The organism is Mycobacterium sp. 852002-51961_SCH5331710, assembly GCF_001665535.1.
In the GTDB taxonomy this organism is placed as follows: Bacteria; Actinomycetota; Actinomycetes; order Mycobacteriales; family Mycobacteriaceae; genus Mycobacterium.
On sequence record NZ_LZSQ01000084.1, the window covers coordinates 15,213 to 28,863 of the forward strand.

Annotated in this window: 11 protein-coding genes; 8 read left to right on the forward strand and 3 right to left on the reverse strand. The window is 67.7% G+C overall.

Annotation, left to right across the window (positions count from 1 at the left end; translation table 11 throughout):
* Positions 1-136: 136 nt before the first annotated feature.
* Positions 137-1,939: a serine/threonine protein kinase StpK7 gene (stpK7, locus tag A5752_RS13810; RefSeq protein WP_067086222.1), complete on the reverse strand. Its 1,803-nt coding sequence runs from the start codon at positions 1,937-1,939 to the stop codon at positions 137-139.
* Between the two features lie 331 nt (positions 1,940-2,270).
* On the opposite strand from stpK7, the gene A5752_RS13815 reads away from it, so the two are divergent.
* Together A5752_RS13815 and A5752_RS27145 are read left to right on the forward strand one after the other, a co-directional pair.
* On the forward strand, positions 2,271-2,858 hold the full coding sequence (locus tag A5752_RS13815; protein ID WP_067086224.1) for an Rv1733c family protein: 588 nt from the start codon (positions 2,271-2,273) through the stop codon (positions 2,856-2,858).
* A gap of 65 nt (positions 2,859-2,923) precedes the next feature.
* Positions 2,924-3,412, forward strand: coding sequence for a hypothetical protein (locus A5752_RS27145; protein WP_082963884.1), 489 nt, complete (start codon positions 2,924-2,926; stop codon positions 3,410-3,412).
* On the opposite strand, the gene A5752_RS13820 is transcribed toward A5752_RS27145, so the two are convergent.
* Positions 3,413-4,798: a cytochrome P450 gene (locus A5752_RS13820; RefSeq protein ID WP_067086226.1), complete on the reverse strand. Its 1,386-nt coding sequence runs from the start codon at positions 4,796-4,798 to the stop codon at positions 3,413-3,415. It abuts the gene before it with no gap.
* Positions 4,799-4,924: 126 nt separating this feature from the next.
* Here A5752_RS13820 and A5752_RS13825 point away from each other — a divergent pair, with 126 nt between their 5' ends.
* The 5 genes from A5752_RS13825 to A5752_RS13845 all read left to right on the forward strand — a co-directional run bounded on the left by A5752_RS13825 (position 4,925) and on the right by A5752_RS13845 (position 11,805).
* Positions 4,925-5,842 (forward strand): quinone oxidoreductase family protein, encoded by a 918-nt coding sequence (locus A5752_RS13825; RefSeq protein WP_067086228.1) that lies wholly within the window; start codon positions 4,925-4,927, stop codon positions 5,840-5,842.
* Complete coding sequence (locus A5752_RS13830; protein ID WP_067086232.1) at positions 5,839-7,296, forward strand: aldehyde dehydrogenase family protein; 1,458 nt, start codon at positions 5,839-5,841, stop codon at positions 7,294-7,296. Before A5752_RS13825 ends, A5752_RS13830 begins: the two co-directional genes overlap by 4 nt.
* Before the next feature lie 105 nt (positions 7,297-7,401).
* Entirely contained in the window at positions 7,402-9,777 is a 2,376-nt protein-coding gene (locus A5752_RS13835; RefSeq protein WP_067086234.1) for a lysylphosphatidylglycerol synthase transmembrane domain-containing protein, read from the forward strand.
* 124 nt (positions 9,778-9,901) lie between these two features.
* A complete protein-coding gene (locus A5752_RS13840; RefSeq protein ID WP_067086240.1) occupies positions 9,902-10,846 on the forward strand; it encodes a cyclopropane mycolic acid synthase family methyltransferase in 945 nt (314 codons plus the stop codon).
* 107 nt (positions 10,847-10,953) lie between these two features.
* Positions 10,954-11,805 carry a cyclopropane mycolic acid synthase family methyltransferase gene (locus A5752_RS13845; protein WP_067086410.1) on the forward strand — a complete coding sequence of 284 codons (852 nt, stop codon included), beginning with the start codon at positions 10,954-10,956 and terminating at the stop codon, positions 11,803-11,805.
* 3 nt (positions 11,806-11,808) lie between these two features.
* Here A5752_RS13845 and A5752_RS13850 read toward each other — a convergent pair whose 3' ends face one another.
* A complete protein-coding gene (locus A5752_RS13850) occupies positions 11,809-13,059 on the reverse strand; it encodes a KasA/KasB family beta-ketoacyl-ACP synthase (RefSeq protein ID WP_067086242.1) in 1,251 nt (416 codons plus the stop codon).
* Positions 13,060-13,140: 81 nt separating this feature from the next.
* Between A5752_RS13850 and A5752_RS13855 the strand changes: the two genes are divergently transcribed.
* Complete coding sequence (locus tag A5752_RS13855) at positions 13,141-13,527, forward strand: DUF2237 family protein (protein ID WP_067086244.1); 387 nt, start codon at positions 13,141-13,143, stop codon at positions 13,525-13,527.
* Positions 13,528-13,651 lie beyond the last annotated feature (124 nt).

Here is a 13,651-nt window from a genome sequence, read left to right on the forward strand (position 1 = left end):
CCTTCGTTACGTTCCGCAGCGGCCGAGTCGAAAGGGGCGCGCGGTATCAATTTCGCAGTTCCATCGTGTCGAGAGATGGCTGCTAACCGGAGACGGTCTGACTCCAGGCTACACGTAGCGCTTCGACCGGTGGCGGTCAGCGGGTGGCGCCGTTGATCTGCGGTGTCGAGATCATGCCCTTCTCGACGCCCCACATCAGCGCGATCGTGCGGTACTCGCCGGTGGAGATCAGGTGCGCCAACGCCTGCCGCAGCGACTCGGCCAGCCCGGACCCCTTGGGCACCGGCCAGCCGTACGGCGCCGAGTTGAATACGTCTCCGGCGGCCTCCAGCGCGCCGCCGGAGGTCTTGATCGCGAACCCGGCGACCGGCGAGTCGGTGGCCATGGCGTCGACCTCGCCGTTGATCAGCGCCTTCGTCAGGTCGTCCTGCGTCACGTAGACGACCTTGTCGATCGGGGCCGACCCGGCGGCGACGCAGTCCTTGCTCTTATCCGGGATCTCCTCGGTCTCCTGAAGCGTCGCGTAGGCCACGCCGATGCGAAGGCCGCACGCGTCGGCGGGAGTGATGTCGGAACCCGCCCGCTGCGCCCACAGCGTGCCCGCCTGGAAGTAGGTGACGAAGTCGACCGATTCCTCGCGTTCCTTGGTGTCGGTCACCGACGACATGCCGACGTTGAAGTCGCCGGCCCGCACCGACGGCAGGATCGCCTCGAACGCGGTTTCGCGGTATTCGGGGACCAGGCCCAGTGTCCGCGCGATCGCGTTCATCAGATCGACGTCGAAGCCGACGATCTGACCGTCGGCGTCTTTGAATTCGTTTGGCGCATAAGGGGTGTTGACACCGATGACGAGCTTGCCCGTGGACCGGATCTCCTCGGGCACCGTCACCGCAATCGACTCCACCGCACCGTCGGCGGGGGTCGGCGGCGTCGTGGTCTCCTCGATGCCGGCCGGTTTCGCGCTGCCGTCGTGGCCGCCGCGCCACTGCAGCACACCGAACGTGCCCAGCGCCGCGAGCAGCACCACGGCCGCGGCCACCGCCAACGCCCTGCGCGGCACCCGCCTCTCGCGTGCCGGTACCCGTCGCGCCTGGTGCCTGCCGCTGCCCGCGGTGCGCACCGGCGCGTTGAGCGCCCGGCGTGCGGCGGCCGCAAGGCCACCGGCCGTCTGGTAGCGCTTGGCTGGCGACTTGGCCATGCCCTTGGCGATGACCTCGTCGAAGGCCGCCAACCGCGGATCGACCGCCGAGGGCTTCGGCACGTCCTTGTTCATGTGCCCGGCGATCTGCTGCTCGAGGCTGTCGGCGGGATAGGGCCGCACGCCGGTCAGGCATTCGTAGAGCACGCAGGCCAGTGCGTAGATGTCGGCGGTCTGGTCGACCGGTTTGCCCTCGAAGCGCTCGGGGGCCATGTACGCCATCGTGCCGAGGGTGCTGCCCGCAGTGGTCAGCCCCTTGTCGCCCGCGCTGCGCGCAAGCCCGAAGTCGATGAGGTACACGAATTCGTGTTCGGTCACCAGGATGTTCGACGGTTTGATGTCGCGGTGGATCAGGCCCGTCGCGTGCGCGGAGTCCAGGGCCATCGCCACCTGCTCGACGATCTTGACCGCCAGCGTTGTGTCGAGCGGTTTCTTACCGGCCTCGTTGAGGATCGTGCCGAGGTTGCGGCCCTCGATGAGGCGCATGTCGAGGTAGAGACGGCCGTCGATCTCGCCGAAACCGTGGATGGGCACGACGTGCGGGTCGTTGAGCCCCGCTGCGGCCTGGGATTCGCGCCGGAACCGCTGCTGGAAGGTCTCGTCGGCGGCCATGCTGGGCGGCAGCACCTTGAGCGCGACGACGCGGTCGGTCTTGGTGTCGTAAGCGCGATAGACCTCGCCCATACCGCCGCGGCCGATCAATTCCTGCAGCTGGTAGTGCCCGAATGGTGTCGCGTCCACCGTCTCTATTAACCCCTCGACAGCGGCCAACCCCGCATCGTGTGTCGATTGAAGTTACATCATGTTTGCCAGAATCTCTTAATAATCACGGCCGTTCTGCGGGAGTGGCCCCGGGCCTGCCGCGCTCGGGTTTTCGGCGGGGTGGCTGGGGTCGGCGGGTGAGGTTGCTGAGCATTGCAGGCAGCGTGCGCACGGTCGCGGGGCCGCGAAAGTGCGCAGAGTGCTGATTTTTCGCGGTGTGTCGTGTGCAGACACGCACGCTCGCGGAAGGTGGGCAACAGGTTTGGATGGGCGGGGACGGTCAATTCCTCGGGCGACCGAGGGAGGCACCATGCAGACGGTCCAATGCGGATGGTGGCGCTGGCGGATGACCCAGGCGATCGGTCGCAATCCCCTGGTCCGGATGACCGACCGCGTCGAGACCCTCGTGATCGTGATGGCGGTGATGGCCTCGCTGATCGCCATACCGGTGGCCGGGGCGATGGCCACCGCGATCCACGAAGAGCGGGGCCGCGCGTATGTCGCCGAAGCGCAGCACCGGCAAACCGTCACGGCCACCGTCACCGCGACGAGCGCGACGCTTCGAGGCACCGATGTGGCTGTTGTACAAGCCAATTGGCAGTTCGCAGGTGTTCAACGCACGGAGCGCTTCCGCTGGGACCAGCCGGTGAAGGCGGGGCAGACGATCCAGATCTCGGTCTACCCCGATGGTCGCCGGGCGCCGCCACTGGACCCGTGGTGGCGCGCCGGGGTCGACGCCTCGGTCGCGGCGGTGTCGTTCTGGCTCGCGGTGACGGCGGTGTCGGCGATGCTCGTCGCCGTCGCGAGGCCATGCCTGAGGCGGATGCGCTATGCGGCCTGGGACCGCGACATCGCCAGCCTGGCCGACGGTGGCGGCACGCAGCACCGGCGCCCCTGACCGCACCGCCGGGCCCGCGAGGCATCCGAGGTTTGAGCTTTGCCCTCGGTGGTAAAAGCACCGGCATGTTGACCAACCTGAAGAAGTATTCACCGCTTTTGGTGGCCGGCGCGGCGGCAGCCGCGATCGCAGCCGCGCCTGCTGGCTTTGCTTCGCCGTCGTTCGTTCCGACCGGTGGCCCCTCGGGCTGCGTCGACTCCGCAGGCACGGGTTGCGCCGGTCCGGCGCCCGCACCCGCTCCGGCCCCCGCGCCGGGTGTGTGGACGCCGCCGCCTCCCGGCGCTCCCGCTGCTGCGGGCGCCGTTCCGGGTGGACCGGCCGGGGTTGCCGGACCCGAGGGCGCTGCGGGTGCCATTCCCGGCGGCCCGGCGGGTGCTGCCGGACCGGAAGGCGCGACCGGCGCCATCCCCGGCGGACCGGGCGGCACGGCCGGACCGCAGGGCGCCGCAGGTGCGATTCCCGGCGGGCCATCCGGCGCAGCAGGCCCGCAGGGCGCCGCCGGCTGTATCCCCGGAGTCGGTTGCGGCAGCGTGCCGGCGACCGACGTCCCCTGATCAGTTCTGATTCGCGGGTGACGTGTCGGCGGTGGCGGGTCTTGATGCAGCTTGACCCGCCGCCGTCGGCACGGCAATCTTTCTCGCCGACACGGTGATTCGTGCGCCGCGGTGCGGCGTCATGATCACGTGCTTGAGCTTCTGCCGCTCTCCGGCGGAAGTGGTGGTCGCCAGCTCGACGCGGCGTAGCACCTCCCCCAGCACCACGCGCATCTCCACCATCGCGAATCCCGCACCCAGACAACGCCGATTGCCGCCGCCGAACGGCAGCCACGTCGTCGGGCTCAGCGTCGCACCGACCATCCGATCCGGGTCGAAGCGGTCGGGGTCGGGATAGATGTCGGCGTCGTCGTGCACGAGCGTGATGCTCGGAACCACCATGACGCCCGCGGGTAGCCGGTGGCCGGCAATCTCGACCGGCTCGGTGAGGATCCGACCGACGTCGGGCACGACTGGGCGGTTGCGCAGCGTCTCCTTGGCGATCGCATCGAGATACTCGTCGTCGCCGGATTCGGCCGCCCGCACCGCTTTTGCGAGCACATCGGGGTGGCGAGTCAACCGCTCCAAGGCCCAGGACAACCCGGTCGCCGTGGTGTCATGCCCGGCGACCAGCAGCGTCATCAACTGGTCGCGCAGCTCGCGGTCGCTCATCCCGGCGCCGTCGTCCACCCCGGCCCGCACCAGCATGGCGAGCGCATCGGTTCGGGTGTCGAGGTCGGGATCGGCACGCCGGTCGGCGATCTCGGCGTACAACAGCTCGTCGGCGTGGTGCATGTTGCTCTGCAACCGTTGCCACAAGCGGTGTTTCAACAGCTTGGGCTTCATGAGTGCGATCGACGCCCACGGCCCGATGTTCAGCAGCTTCGGCATCACCTCACGCAACGCAGCCAGTCGAACGGGGTCGCTGGCGCCGATCACGGTCCGCAGGATCACCTCGAGGGTGATCTCCGACATCTTCGGCGCGACCGGGAACGGCTTGCCGACCGGCCATCCGGCGATGTTCTCCGCCGCGATCTCGGCCATCACACCTGCCTGGCCCGCCACCGCGTCACGGTGGAACGGCGCCATCATCAACCGCCGGCGTTCGCGGTGCACCTCGTCGTCGACGACCAGCACCGAACTGTCCCCCAGCAGCCCGACCAGCATCGAATTCGCTTCGCCCGCATGGTAGATCCGCGGGTCACCGGCGAAGACGGTCTTGATGTCAGCCGGGTCGGCGAGGTAGACCATCGAGCCGACCATGGAGTTCGTCAACGTGAACACCTTGCCGTAGCGGCGCTCGCACAGCGAGACCATTTGCGGCCACCACCGCATCATCAGCAACAGGATCGCGAACGATGGCAGCCGCGGGCCCGGCGGTAGAGCCGACGTCGTTGTTGGACTCATGCCTAATAGCGTACGAGCGGCGTGCGTGAAATGGAACAGCTGTCGCCCATCGCTTTGTGACGTATCCCCCGCATAACACCGTCAGCACCGGGTAGCCCGCTCGTGAACCAATACGGAAGGAAACACATGCGCGCCGCAGTGCTCGAAGCGCCCGGAAAGACGCCGACGGTCAAGGACTTCGACGAACCCGATGGCCCCGACGTCGTCGACGTCCGCCTCGCCGGCTGCAATCCGGTCGATCTGGCTTTGGCCTCCGGCCAGATGGGCGAACCCGTGACCCCGTCGGTCGTGGGCAAGGAAGGCATCGGCACCACATCCGACGGCAAGCGAGTGTATTTCGATTCGCCACCGGCGCCGTTCGGGTCCTGGGCCCAGCGGTGTCGCGTCGATCCCGCGCTGACGTTTCCCGTTCCCGACGGCGTCGACGACGATCTGGCCGTGGCGCTCGGCATCGCGGGCCTGGCGGCGTGGCTGCCGTTGACCCGGCACGCCGACGTCTCGGGCGGCAAGACCGTCCTGGTGCTCGGCGCCACCGGAGTGGTGGGCCACATCGCCGTGCAGGCCGCCAAGCTACTCGGCGCAGGCCGGGTGGTCGGCGCCGGCCGCAACCCCGACGCACTGGACAAGGCGCGCAGTCTCGGTGCGGACGCCGTGGTCCGCCTCGGCGAGCGTGACGACGCCGCGGCGCTCGAGAAAGAGGCCGGCGACGGCTACAACGTCGTCCTCGACATGATCTACGGCGACCCGTTTCTCGCGGCGCTCGACGCAACCGCCGTCGGCGCGACGCTGATCACCGTCGGTCAGGGCGCCGGACCGACCGCGGCCGCCCCGTTCGCCAAGCTGATGGGCCGCACCCACATCGGCCACATGAACAACCTGATGGGCGCCGACGTGATGCGCTCAGGCTACGAAGAACTCCTCAAGCACGCCGCCGACGGGCGTATCGCCGTCGACACCGAGCGCTATCCCCTCGACGAGGCTCCCCGCGCCTGGCAGGCCCAGGCCGACGGTCCGCACACCAAGATCGGAATCGAGATCTCATGAGCACCTACCCCGATTTCGACAGCATGCCGATCGGCAAGCAGTGGCGCGGCGGCTCGTCCGGCAAGACCAAGCAGGACACCGACCCCTACACCGGCGACGTGCTGACCGAAATCCCACAGGCCGACGCCGACGACCTCGACGAGGCCTATGCGATTGCCGAGGAGGCGCAACGGGATTGGGCTGCACAACCACCCATGGCCCGCGCGGAGGTGATGCGCAACGCCGCCGACGTGATGGGCGCCCGCAAGGACGAGATCACCGACTGGCTGATCCGCGAGTCCGGCGGCACCGTCGCCAAGGCCGAACTCGAGTGGAGCCTGGTGCGTTCGGTGCTGTGGGAGGCCGCCTCGATGCCTCACCACGTGGAGGGCAAGATCATGCCCTCCGACATCCCGGGCAAGGAGAGCCGCATCTACCGCGAGCCCGTCGGCGTCGTCGCGGTGATCTCGCCGTGGAACTTCCCGATGCAACTGTCCAACCGCTCCGTGGCGCCCGCGCTGGCGGTCGGCAACGCGGTGGTGCTCAAACCGGCGGGCGACACCCCGGTCACCGGCGGCCTGCTGCTCGCGCGAATCCTCGAAGAAGCCGGCCTGCCGCCGGGCCTGTTGTCGGTGGTCGTCGGCTCCGGCTCGGACATCGGCGATGCGATCGTGCAGCATCCGACACCGCGCGTCGTCTCGTTCACCGGCTCCACGCCCGTCGGCGAGGGCATCGCCGCGAAGGCCGGCATCAAGCGCACCGCGCTCGAACTCGGCGGCAACGGTCCGATCGTCGTGCTCGAGGACGCCGACCTGGACCTCGCCGTGCGCGCGGCGGTGTTCGGCTCGTTCTTCCACCAGGGTCAGATCTGCATGATCGGCAACCGCACGATCGTCGACGCCCGCGTGTTCGACGAGTTCCTCGAGCGCTTCGTCGACCGGACCAAACAGCTGAAGGTCGGCGATCCCCGCGATCCGGACACCCAGCTCGGGCCGATCATCAACACCTCGCAGCTCGAGTCCATCCAGGACAAGCTCGAGCGCGCCCGCAACGACGGCGCGTCGCTGCTGACCGGCGGCGATCCCTTCGGTCCGACCGGCCAGTGCCTGCCCCCGCACATCCTCACCGGCTCCAACGACGTGGCGACCGCGCGCGAGGAGGTGTTCGGCCCGGTGATGACCGTCATCCGCGCCGACGGCGACGAGGACGCGCTACGGCTGGCCAACGCCACCGAGTACGGGCTGTCGTCGGCGGTGTTCAGCCGCGACGTCGAGCGCGCCGTGCGCTTCGCCCGCCGCATCGACACCGGCATGACCCACGTCAACGACGCGCCGGTCAACGACGACGCCAACACCGCGTTCGGCGGGGAGAAGGCGTCCGGCATCGGCCGGTTCGGCGGCCAGTGGGCCGTCGACGAGTTCACCACCGAACACTGGATCTCCGTCCAGCACGAGCCGAGGCAGTACGCGATCTGATCTCGAGGTCCCCGATCGGCCAATGAGCCGTTTCCGACCGGTCAACGGCTAAGTTGTCGGCGGGTCGCTACCGACGTGGCCCCGGATCGGGAAGATCGTTGATACATGCGCGTTGACGGACGGGACATCACCGTCTCGGGCAGCCTGCTGCAACCGTTGACGCGGCGCACCAACGACATCGTCCGCGTTGTGCTGGCCGCGCTGTTCCTCGCGGTCGTCATCACCGGATCCGTGATCACCCGCAACGAGTGGGTGGCGCTCGAACGTTCGATCTCCGAGATCGTCGCGGTGCTGACCCCGACCCAGGCCAACCTGGTCTACCTCGTCTACGGCGTCGCGATCGTCGCGCTGCCGTTCGTGATCCTGGTCAGCCTGATCCTCTCGCGCCAGTGGAAGCTGCTCGGCGCCTACGCCGCGGCCGCCGCCATCGCCGGATCCGCGCTGTCCATCAGCGGTTTCGGGCTGACCGCGCCGCGCTGGCACTTCGACCTGTCGGACCGGCTCGACACGTTCGCCTCGCAGTTCGTCGACGACCCGCGCTGGATCGCGATGCTGGCCGCGGTGCTCACCGTCTCCGGTCCGTGGCTGCCGGCTCGCTGGCGACGCTGGTGGTGGACGCTGCTGTTGGCATTCGTGCCGATCCACCTGGTGGTCAGCGCGGTCGTTCCGGCCCGCTCACTCGTGGGGCTGGCCGCCGGCTGGTTCGTCGGCGCGCTGGTGGTGCTCGTCGTGGGCACCCCCGGGCTGGAGGTGCCGCTCGACGGTGCCGTGCGGGCGATGGCAGGGCGCGGTTGCGTCGTCACCGGCCTACGGGTGCTGCGGCCGGCCGGCGCCGGACCACTGGTGCTCAACGCGACCTGCGAGGAGCAGCAGGCCACGGCGGTGATGGAGCTGTACGGCCCGCACCAGCGCGGCGGCGGTGTGCTGCTGCAGCTGTGGCGCAAGGTGCGGTTCCGCGACCGCGAGACCGCGCCGCTGCACGCGTCGATGCGCCGCCTCGTCGAACACCGCGCGCTGATGGCCATCGCGATCGGCGAGCTCAAGATCGCCAACACCTCCACGATCGCCGTCGCCGCCCTGGACCGCGGCTGGACGCTGTACGCGCACACCCCGCCCCGCGGCATCCCGATCAGCGAATGTGTGGACTCGATGCCCGTCAGCCGGGTGTGGGAGTCGCTGCGCGAACTGCACGACTGCCAGATCTCGCACGGTGACCTGCGCAGCAGCGAGATCACCGTCGACGACGACGCGGTGCTGTTCGGTGGCTTCGACAACGCCGAGTACGGCGCCACCGACGCCCAGCTGCGCAGCGACATCGCCCAGCTGCTGGTGACGACGACACATCTCTACGACGCGCAGTCGGCGGTGCGGGCCGCGATCGACGCATTCGGCAAGGACACGGTGCTGAGCGCGTCGCGGCGGCTGACCATGGCTGCGGTGCCATTGCGTATCCGCAATTCGGTGACCGGCGCCAAGGTCGTCATCTCCGCCGCCCGCGACGAGGTCAAGCGCCAGGCCCGCGTCGACGAGATCCGCGCCGAGACGGTCACGCGTTTCACCCGCAGCCAGGTGATCCAGCTGGTGCTGCTGGCCGCACTGGTTTACGTCGCCTACCCGTTCCTGTCCTCGGTGCCGACGTTCATCACCGAACTGCGCACGGCGAACTGGTGGTGGGCACTGCTGGGCCTTGCCGCGTCGAGTTTGACGTATCTCGGTGCGGCAGCGGCACTTTGGGCCTGCGCCGACGGGCTGGTCAGCCTGTGGGGACTGGTCGTCATGCAGGTGGCCAACAAGTTCGCCGCGACGACGACGCCCGCCGGTGTGGGAGGACTGGCGCTGTCGGCGCGCTATCTGCAGAAGGGCGGCGTCAGCCCGATGCGCGCGACGACCGCCGTTGCGCTGCAGCAGTCGGTTCAGGTGATCACCCACCTGGGGCTGCTCATCTTCTTCTCCACTGCGGCGGGCGTGTCGGCGGACCTGTCGCGCTTCGTTCCGAACGTGACGCTGCTGTATCTGATCGGCGGGCTGCTGCTCGGGCTGGTCGGCACGTTCCTGTTGGTGCCGAAGCTGCGGCGGTGGTTGGCGACGGCGGTGCGGCCCCGGCTCGAGGAGGTCGTCGGCCACCTCATCGCGCTCGCGCGGGAACCGCGGCGGCTGGCGGTGATCATGGCCGGGTGTGCGGCCACGACGCTGGGCAACGCGTTCGCGCTGTGGGCCGCGATCGAGGCGTTCGGGGGCGACACCTCGTTCGTCACGGTGACGGTGGTGACAATGGTCGGCGGCACGCTGGCTTCGGCCGCGCCGACGCCCGGCGGAATCGGGGCCGTGGAGGCGGCGCTGATCGGCGGATTGGCCGCGTTCGGCATGGCCGCATCGGTCGCCGTGCCGTCGGTTCTGCTGTATCGGGTGCTGACGACGTGGCTGCCGGTGTTCGTCGGTTGGCAGGTGATGCGCTGGATGACCAGGAATTCGAAAATCTAGGGCAAATGTCGTGGTGCCACCCCCCGACACCGTCATCGTCGGAGGTACTGTTTCTCACATCGTGTCGAACAGAACTGCGCGATTAGCCGAATATTCGTCCGTCGATCAGTTTTAAGGGTGGACCGTGGCAGGAACCTCAGATACACAGCAGAGCTCGACACCGCAGGCGCAGTCGAAGTGGCTGTCCAAATCCGCGTCGGAGACCCGTGGTTCGGACAAGAAGGAAGTCCAGTTCCACTACGACATCTCCAACGAGTTCTTCAGGCTGTGGCAGGACCCCTCGCAGACCTACAGCTGCGCATACTTCGAGAAGGATGACTACACCCTCGAACAGGCGCAGCGGGCGAAGGTCGATCTCTCGCTCGGAAAGCTGGGCCTGCAGCCCGGTATGACGCTGCTGGACATCGGCTGCGGCTGGGGCTCGACGATCCAGCGGGCGGTGGAGAAGTACGACGTCAACGTGATCGGTTTGACGCTCTCGGAGAACCAGAAGCGCCACATCGAGGAAAACCGGTTCGCCAACATCAAGAGCGACCGCAAGATGGAAGTTCGCCTGCAGCCGTGGGAGGAATTCGAAGGCCGCGTCGACCGGATCGTGTCGATCGGTGCGTTCGAGCACTTCGGCTTCAACAAGTACGACGACTACTTCAAGAAGACCTTCAGCTGGATGCCCGACGACGGCGTGATGATGCTACACACGATCATCATTCCCGAGGATGAGGAGATCAAGGCAAAAGGCCTGCCGCTGACCATGTCCCGGGTGAGATTCATCAAGTTCATCATGGACGAGATCTACCCCGGCGGACGTTTGCCACTGGCATCGATGGTGCGCGAGCACGCAAACAAGGCGGGCTACACCGTCACCCGCGAGCAGCACCTGCAGCCGCACTACGTCAAGACGCTCGATACCTGGGCAGCGAACCTCGAAGCCAAGAAAGACGAGGCGATCGCGATCACCTCCGAGCAGATCTACGAGCGTTTCCGCAAATACTTGACCGGTTGTGCCGATCTTTTCCGCGACGGGTACACCGACGTCGCTCAGTTCACGTGCGAGAAGGCGGCTGCTTAGCCGTGTTAGCGAAAGTGCGATATAAAGCTTGGTCGTTACGGGGTCGTCGGGGTCGCGTAATCGCATAGGAGGCCAAAGAGATGTCGGATGGTTCGGGGACGACGACGATGAAAGTCGCGTACGAAGACGTACAAGCCCACTACGACCTCTCGAACGATTTCTTTGGTCTCTTCCAGGACCCGACGCGGACCTACAGCTGCGCGTACTACGAGCGCGACGACATGACGCTCGAAGAGGCGCAGTACGCCAAGATCGATCGCGCCCTTCGCAAGCTCGACCTGAAGCCGGGGATGACGCTGCTCGACGTCGGCTGCGGCTGGGGCTCGGTGATGAAACGCGCGATCGAGACCTACGACGTCAACGTCGTCGGGCTGACGCTGAGCCGCAACCAGCACGCGCTCGGCCAGCAGATCCTCGACGCGGTCGACACGAACCGCTCCCGGCGGGTGCTGCTCAAGGGCTGGGAGGAGTTCGACGAGCCCGTCGACCGCATCGTGTCGATCGAGGCGTTCGAGGCGTGGCCGAAGTCGAAGTACAAGGCGTTCTTCGACACCTGCTACCGCGTGATGCCCGACGACGGCCGGATGGTGCTGCAGACGATCATGGGGCACCCGCTCAAGCGCTGGCCCGAGCTCGGCATCCCGATCGTGATGTCGGACCTGAAGTTCATGCGGTTCATCGCCAAGGAGATCTTCCCCGGCGGCGCCGTGCCGTGCGACGAGGACGTCTACGAATACGGCGGGAACGCCGGCTTCACGGTGGCGGACTTCGACGACATGACCACGCACTACGTGCGGACGTTGGACACGTGGGCCGACGACCTGGAGGCCGCGAAGGACAAGGCGATCGCGGCCACGTCGCAGGAGGTCTACGACCGCTACATGAAGTACCTGCGCGGCTGCTCGGACTTCTTCTCGCGAAACGTCAGCTACGTCGGCCAGTTCACGCTGACCAAGTAACGCTCAGTAGGCGCCGAACGCCAGCGAGACGTTGTAGCCGCCGAGCCCGAACGAGTCGGTGACCGCGTAGCGGTAGTCGCTGCTGCGTGGGTTCTCGGCGACGACGTCGAGGTCGATCTGCGGGTCGAGATCCTTGAGGTTGAGCGTGGGCGGGACAACCCCGTCGCGCAGCGCCTGAACCGTCAGCACGGCCTCGATGGCGCCCGCGGCACCCAGGGAGTGGCCCAGCGCCGCCTTGGGCGCGTACACCGCAGGGGAATGCTCACCGAACGCTCTGCGGATGGCCCGCGCCTCCGCCAGGTCTCCGTGCACCGTGCCGGTGGCGTGCGCGTTGATGTGGTCGATGTCGGTCGGCGCCAAACCGGCCAGGTCGATCGCCCGGCTGATCGCGTCGCTGGCGCGTTCACCGTCGGGGTCGGGTTCGGTGATGTCGTAAGCGTCTGAGGTCATCCCCGCGCCCATCAGACGGGCCAGCGGCTTTGCCCCGCGCGCCTTGGCGTGCTCCTCGGTTTCGATGAGCATCAGCGCGCCGCCCTCACCGAACACCATGCCGTCGCGGTCCTTGTCGAAGGGCCGGCAGGCGCCGGAGGGGTCATCGTTGTTGGTCGACAACAGATTCTGCACGTCGAACGCCGCGACCGGCACCGCCTCGATGTGGGTCTCGACCCCGCCGCAGATCACCACGTCGGCCTCGCCGAGGACGAGCTGTCGCCACGCCAGCGCGATGGCCGCGGCGCCCGAGGCGTCGGCCATCACCGGCGATATGACGCCGGCTTTCGCCTTGCGGTCCAGCCCGACCGCGGCGGCCGCGCCGTTGGGCATGTACATCTGGATCGTCAGCGGGGACACCGCGCGCAGGCCCTTCTGCCGCCAGAGGTCGTGCTGCAGCGGGATCTCCTCGGTGCTGCCCAGCGCGAGCCCGACCGATACCGCCAGTCTGCGAGTGTCGACATCGGGGTTGCCCGCGATGTCCCAGAGCCGACGGCTCAAGACCGTGGACATCTTCTGCATGTACGACGTACGGCGGCGTTCGACGCGGTCGAGCTGTTCGTCGAGATCTTCGAGGATCGTGCCCCCGATGCGCACCGGAGAGTCGAACTCGTCGATGAACCACTTGTCGAGCGCCCGGATGCCGCTGCGGCCCTGCTGGAGCAGCTGCCAGGTCTCTTCGGCGTCGGTGGCCAGCGATGTCGTCGAGACGACCGCGGTCACAACGATGTCGGGGAATCCGTCGCCAGTCCTGAGCGCGGCCATGCCGGATGCTCCTCGTCTGATCGCCTGAAAACTTTCGGGTAGTACTGAATATTAGGACCCCTCTGAGACGATGGACGAATTGTGGCTGAACTCAATGTGCTCGGCGAGCCGCTGGAGCCGTGCAGTTCCGACCCGCTGACCGGGTTCTACCGCGACGGGTGCTGCTCGACCGGGCCGGAGGATCTCGGCAGCCACACCATCTGCGCCGTGGTGACCGCGGAGTTTTTGCTGCATCAGCGGTCGATCGGCAACGACCTGTCGACCCCGCGCCCGGAGTACCGCTTCCCCGGTCTGCAGCCGGGCGACCGGTGGTGCGTCACCGCGGTGAACTGGCTCAAGGCCTATCAGGACGGCTTCGCCGCGCCGGTCGTCCTGGCGTCGACGCATGAGCGCACGCTCGAGCTCATCTCGCTCGAGGCGCTGCGTGAACACGCCGTCGACGTGCCCGACGACCTCGGGAGCCTTTGACGCATTCGGGTAGGCCAGAATTGACTTGGCATACCGCGTCGCCATGACAGTCAGCGAGCAGCGTCTCCTATCGGCGGAGGATTTCGTGAGGCGACACAGCGCGAGGAGATCGCCGCGGTCCGGT

Excerpts from the sequence above, each read along its gene's own strand:
- A5752_RS13850 (WP_067086242.1), bottom strand. The coding sequence starts at position 13,059 with ATGGCCGCGCTCAGGACTGGCGACGGATTCCCCGACATCGTTGTGACC.
- A5752_RS13830 (WP_067086232.1), top strand. The coding sequence starts at position 5,839 with ATGAGCACCTACCCCGATTTCGACAGCATGCCGATCGGCAAGCAGTGG.
- A5752_RS13835 (WP_067086234.1), top strand. The coding sequence starts at position 7,402 with ATGCGCGTTGACGGACGGGACATCACCGTCTCGGGCAGCCTGCTGCAA.
- A5752_RS13820 (WP_067086226.1), bottom strand. The coding sequence starts at position 4,798 with ATGAGTCCAACAACGACGTCGGCTCTACCGCCGGGCCCGCGGCTGCCA.
- A5752_RS13815 (WP_067086224.1), top strand. The coding sequence starts at position 2,271 with ATGCAGACGGTCCAATGCGGATGGTGGCGCTGGCGGATGACCCAGGCG.
- A5752_RS27145 (WP_082963884.1), top strand. The coding sequence starts at position 2,924 with ATGTTGACCAACCTGAAGAAGTATTCACCGCTTTTGGTGGCCGGCGCG.
- A5752_RS13825 (WP_067086228.1), top strand. The coding sequence starts at position 4,925 with ATGCGCGCCGCAGTGCTCGAAGCGCCCGGAAAGACGCCGACGGTCAAG.
- A5752_RS13845 (WP_067086410.1), top strand. The coding sequence starts at position 10,954 with ATGAAAGTCGCGTACGAAGACGTACAAGCCCACTACGACCTCTCGAAC.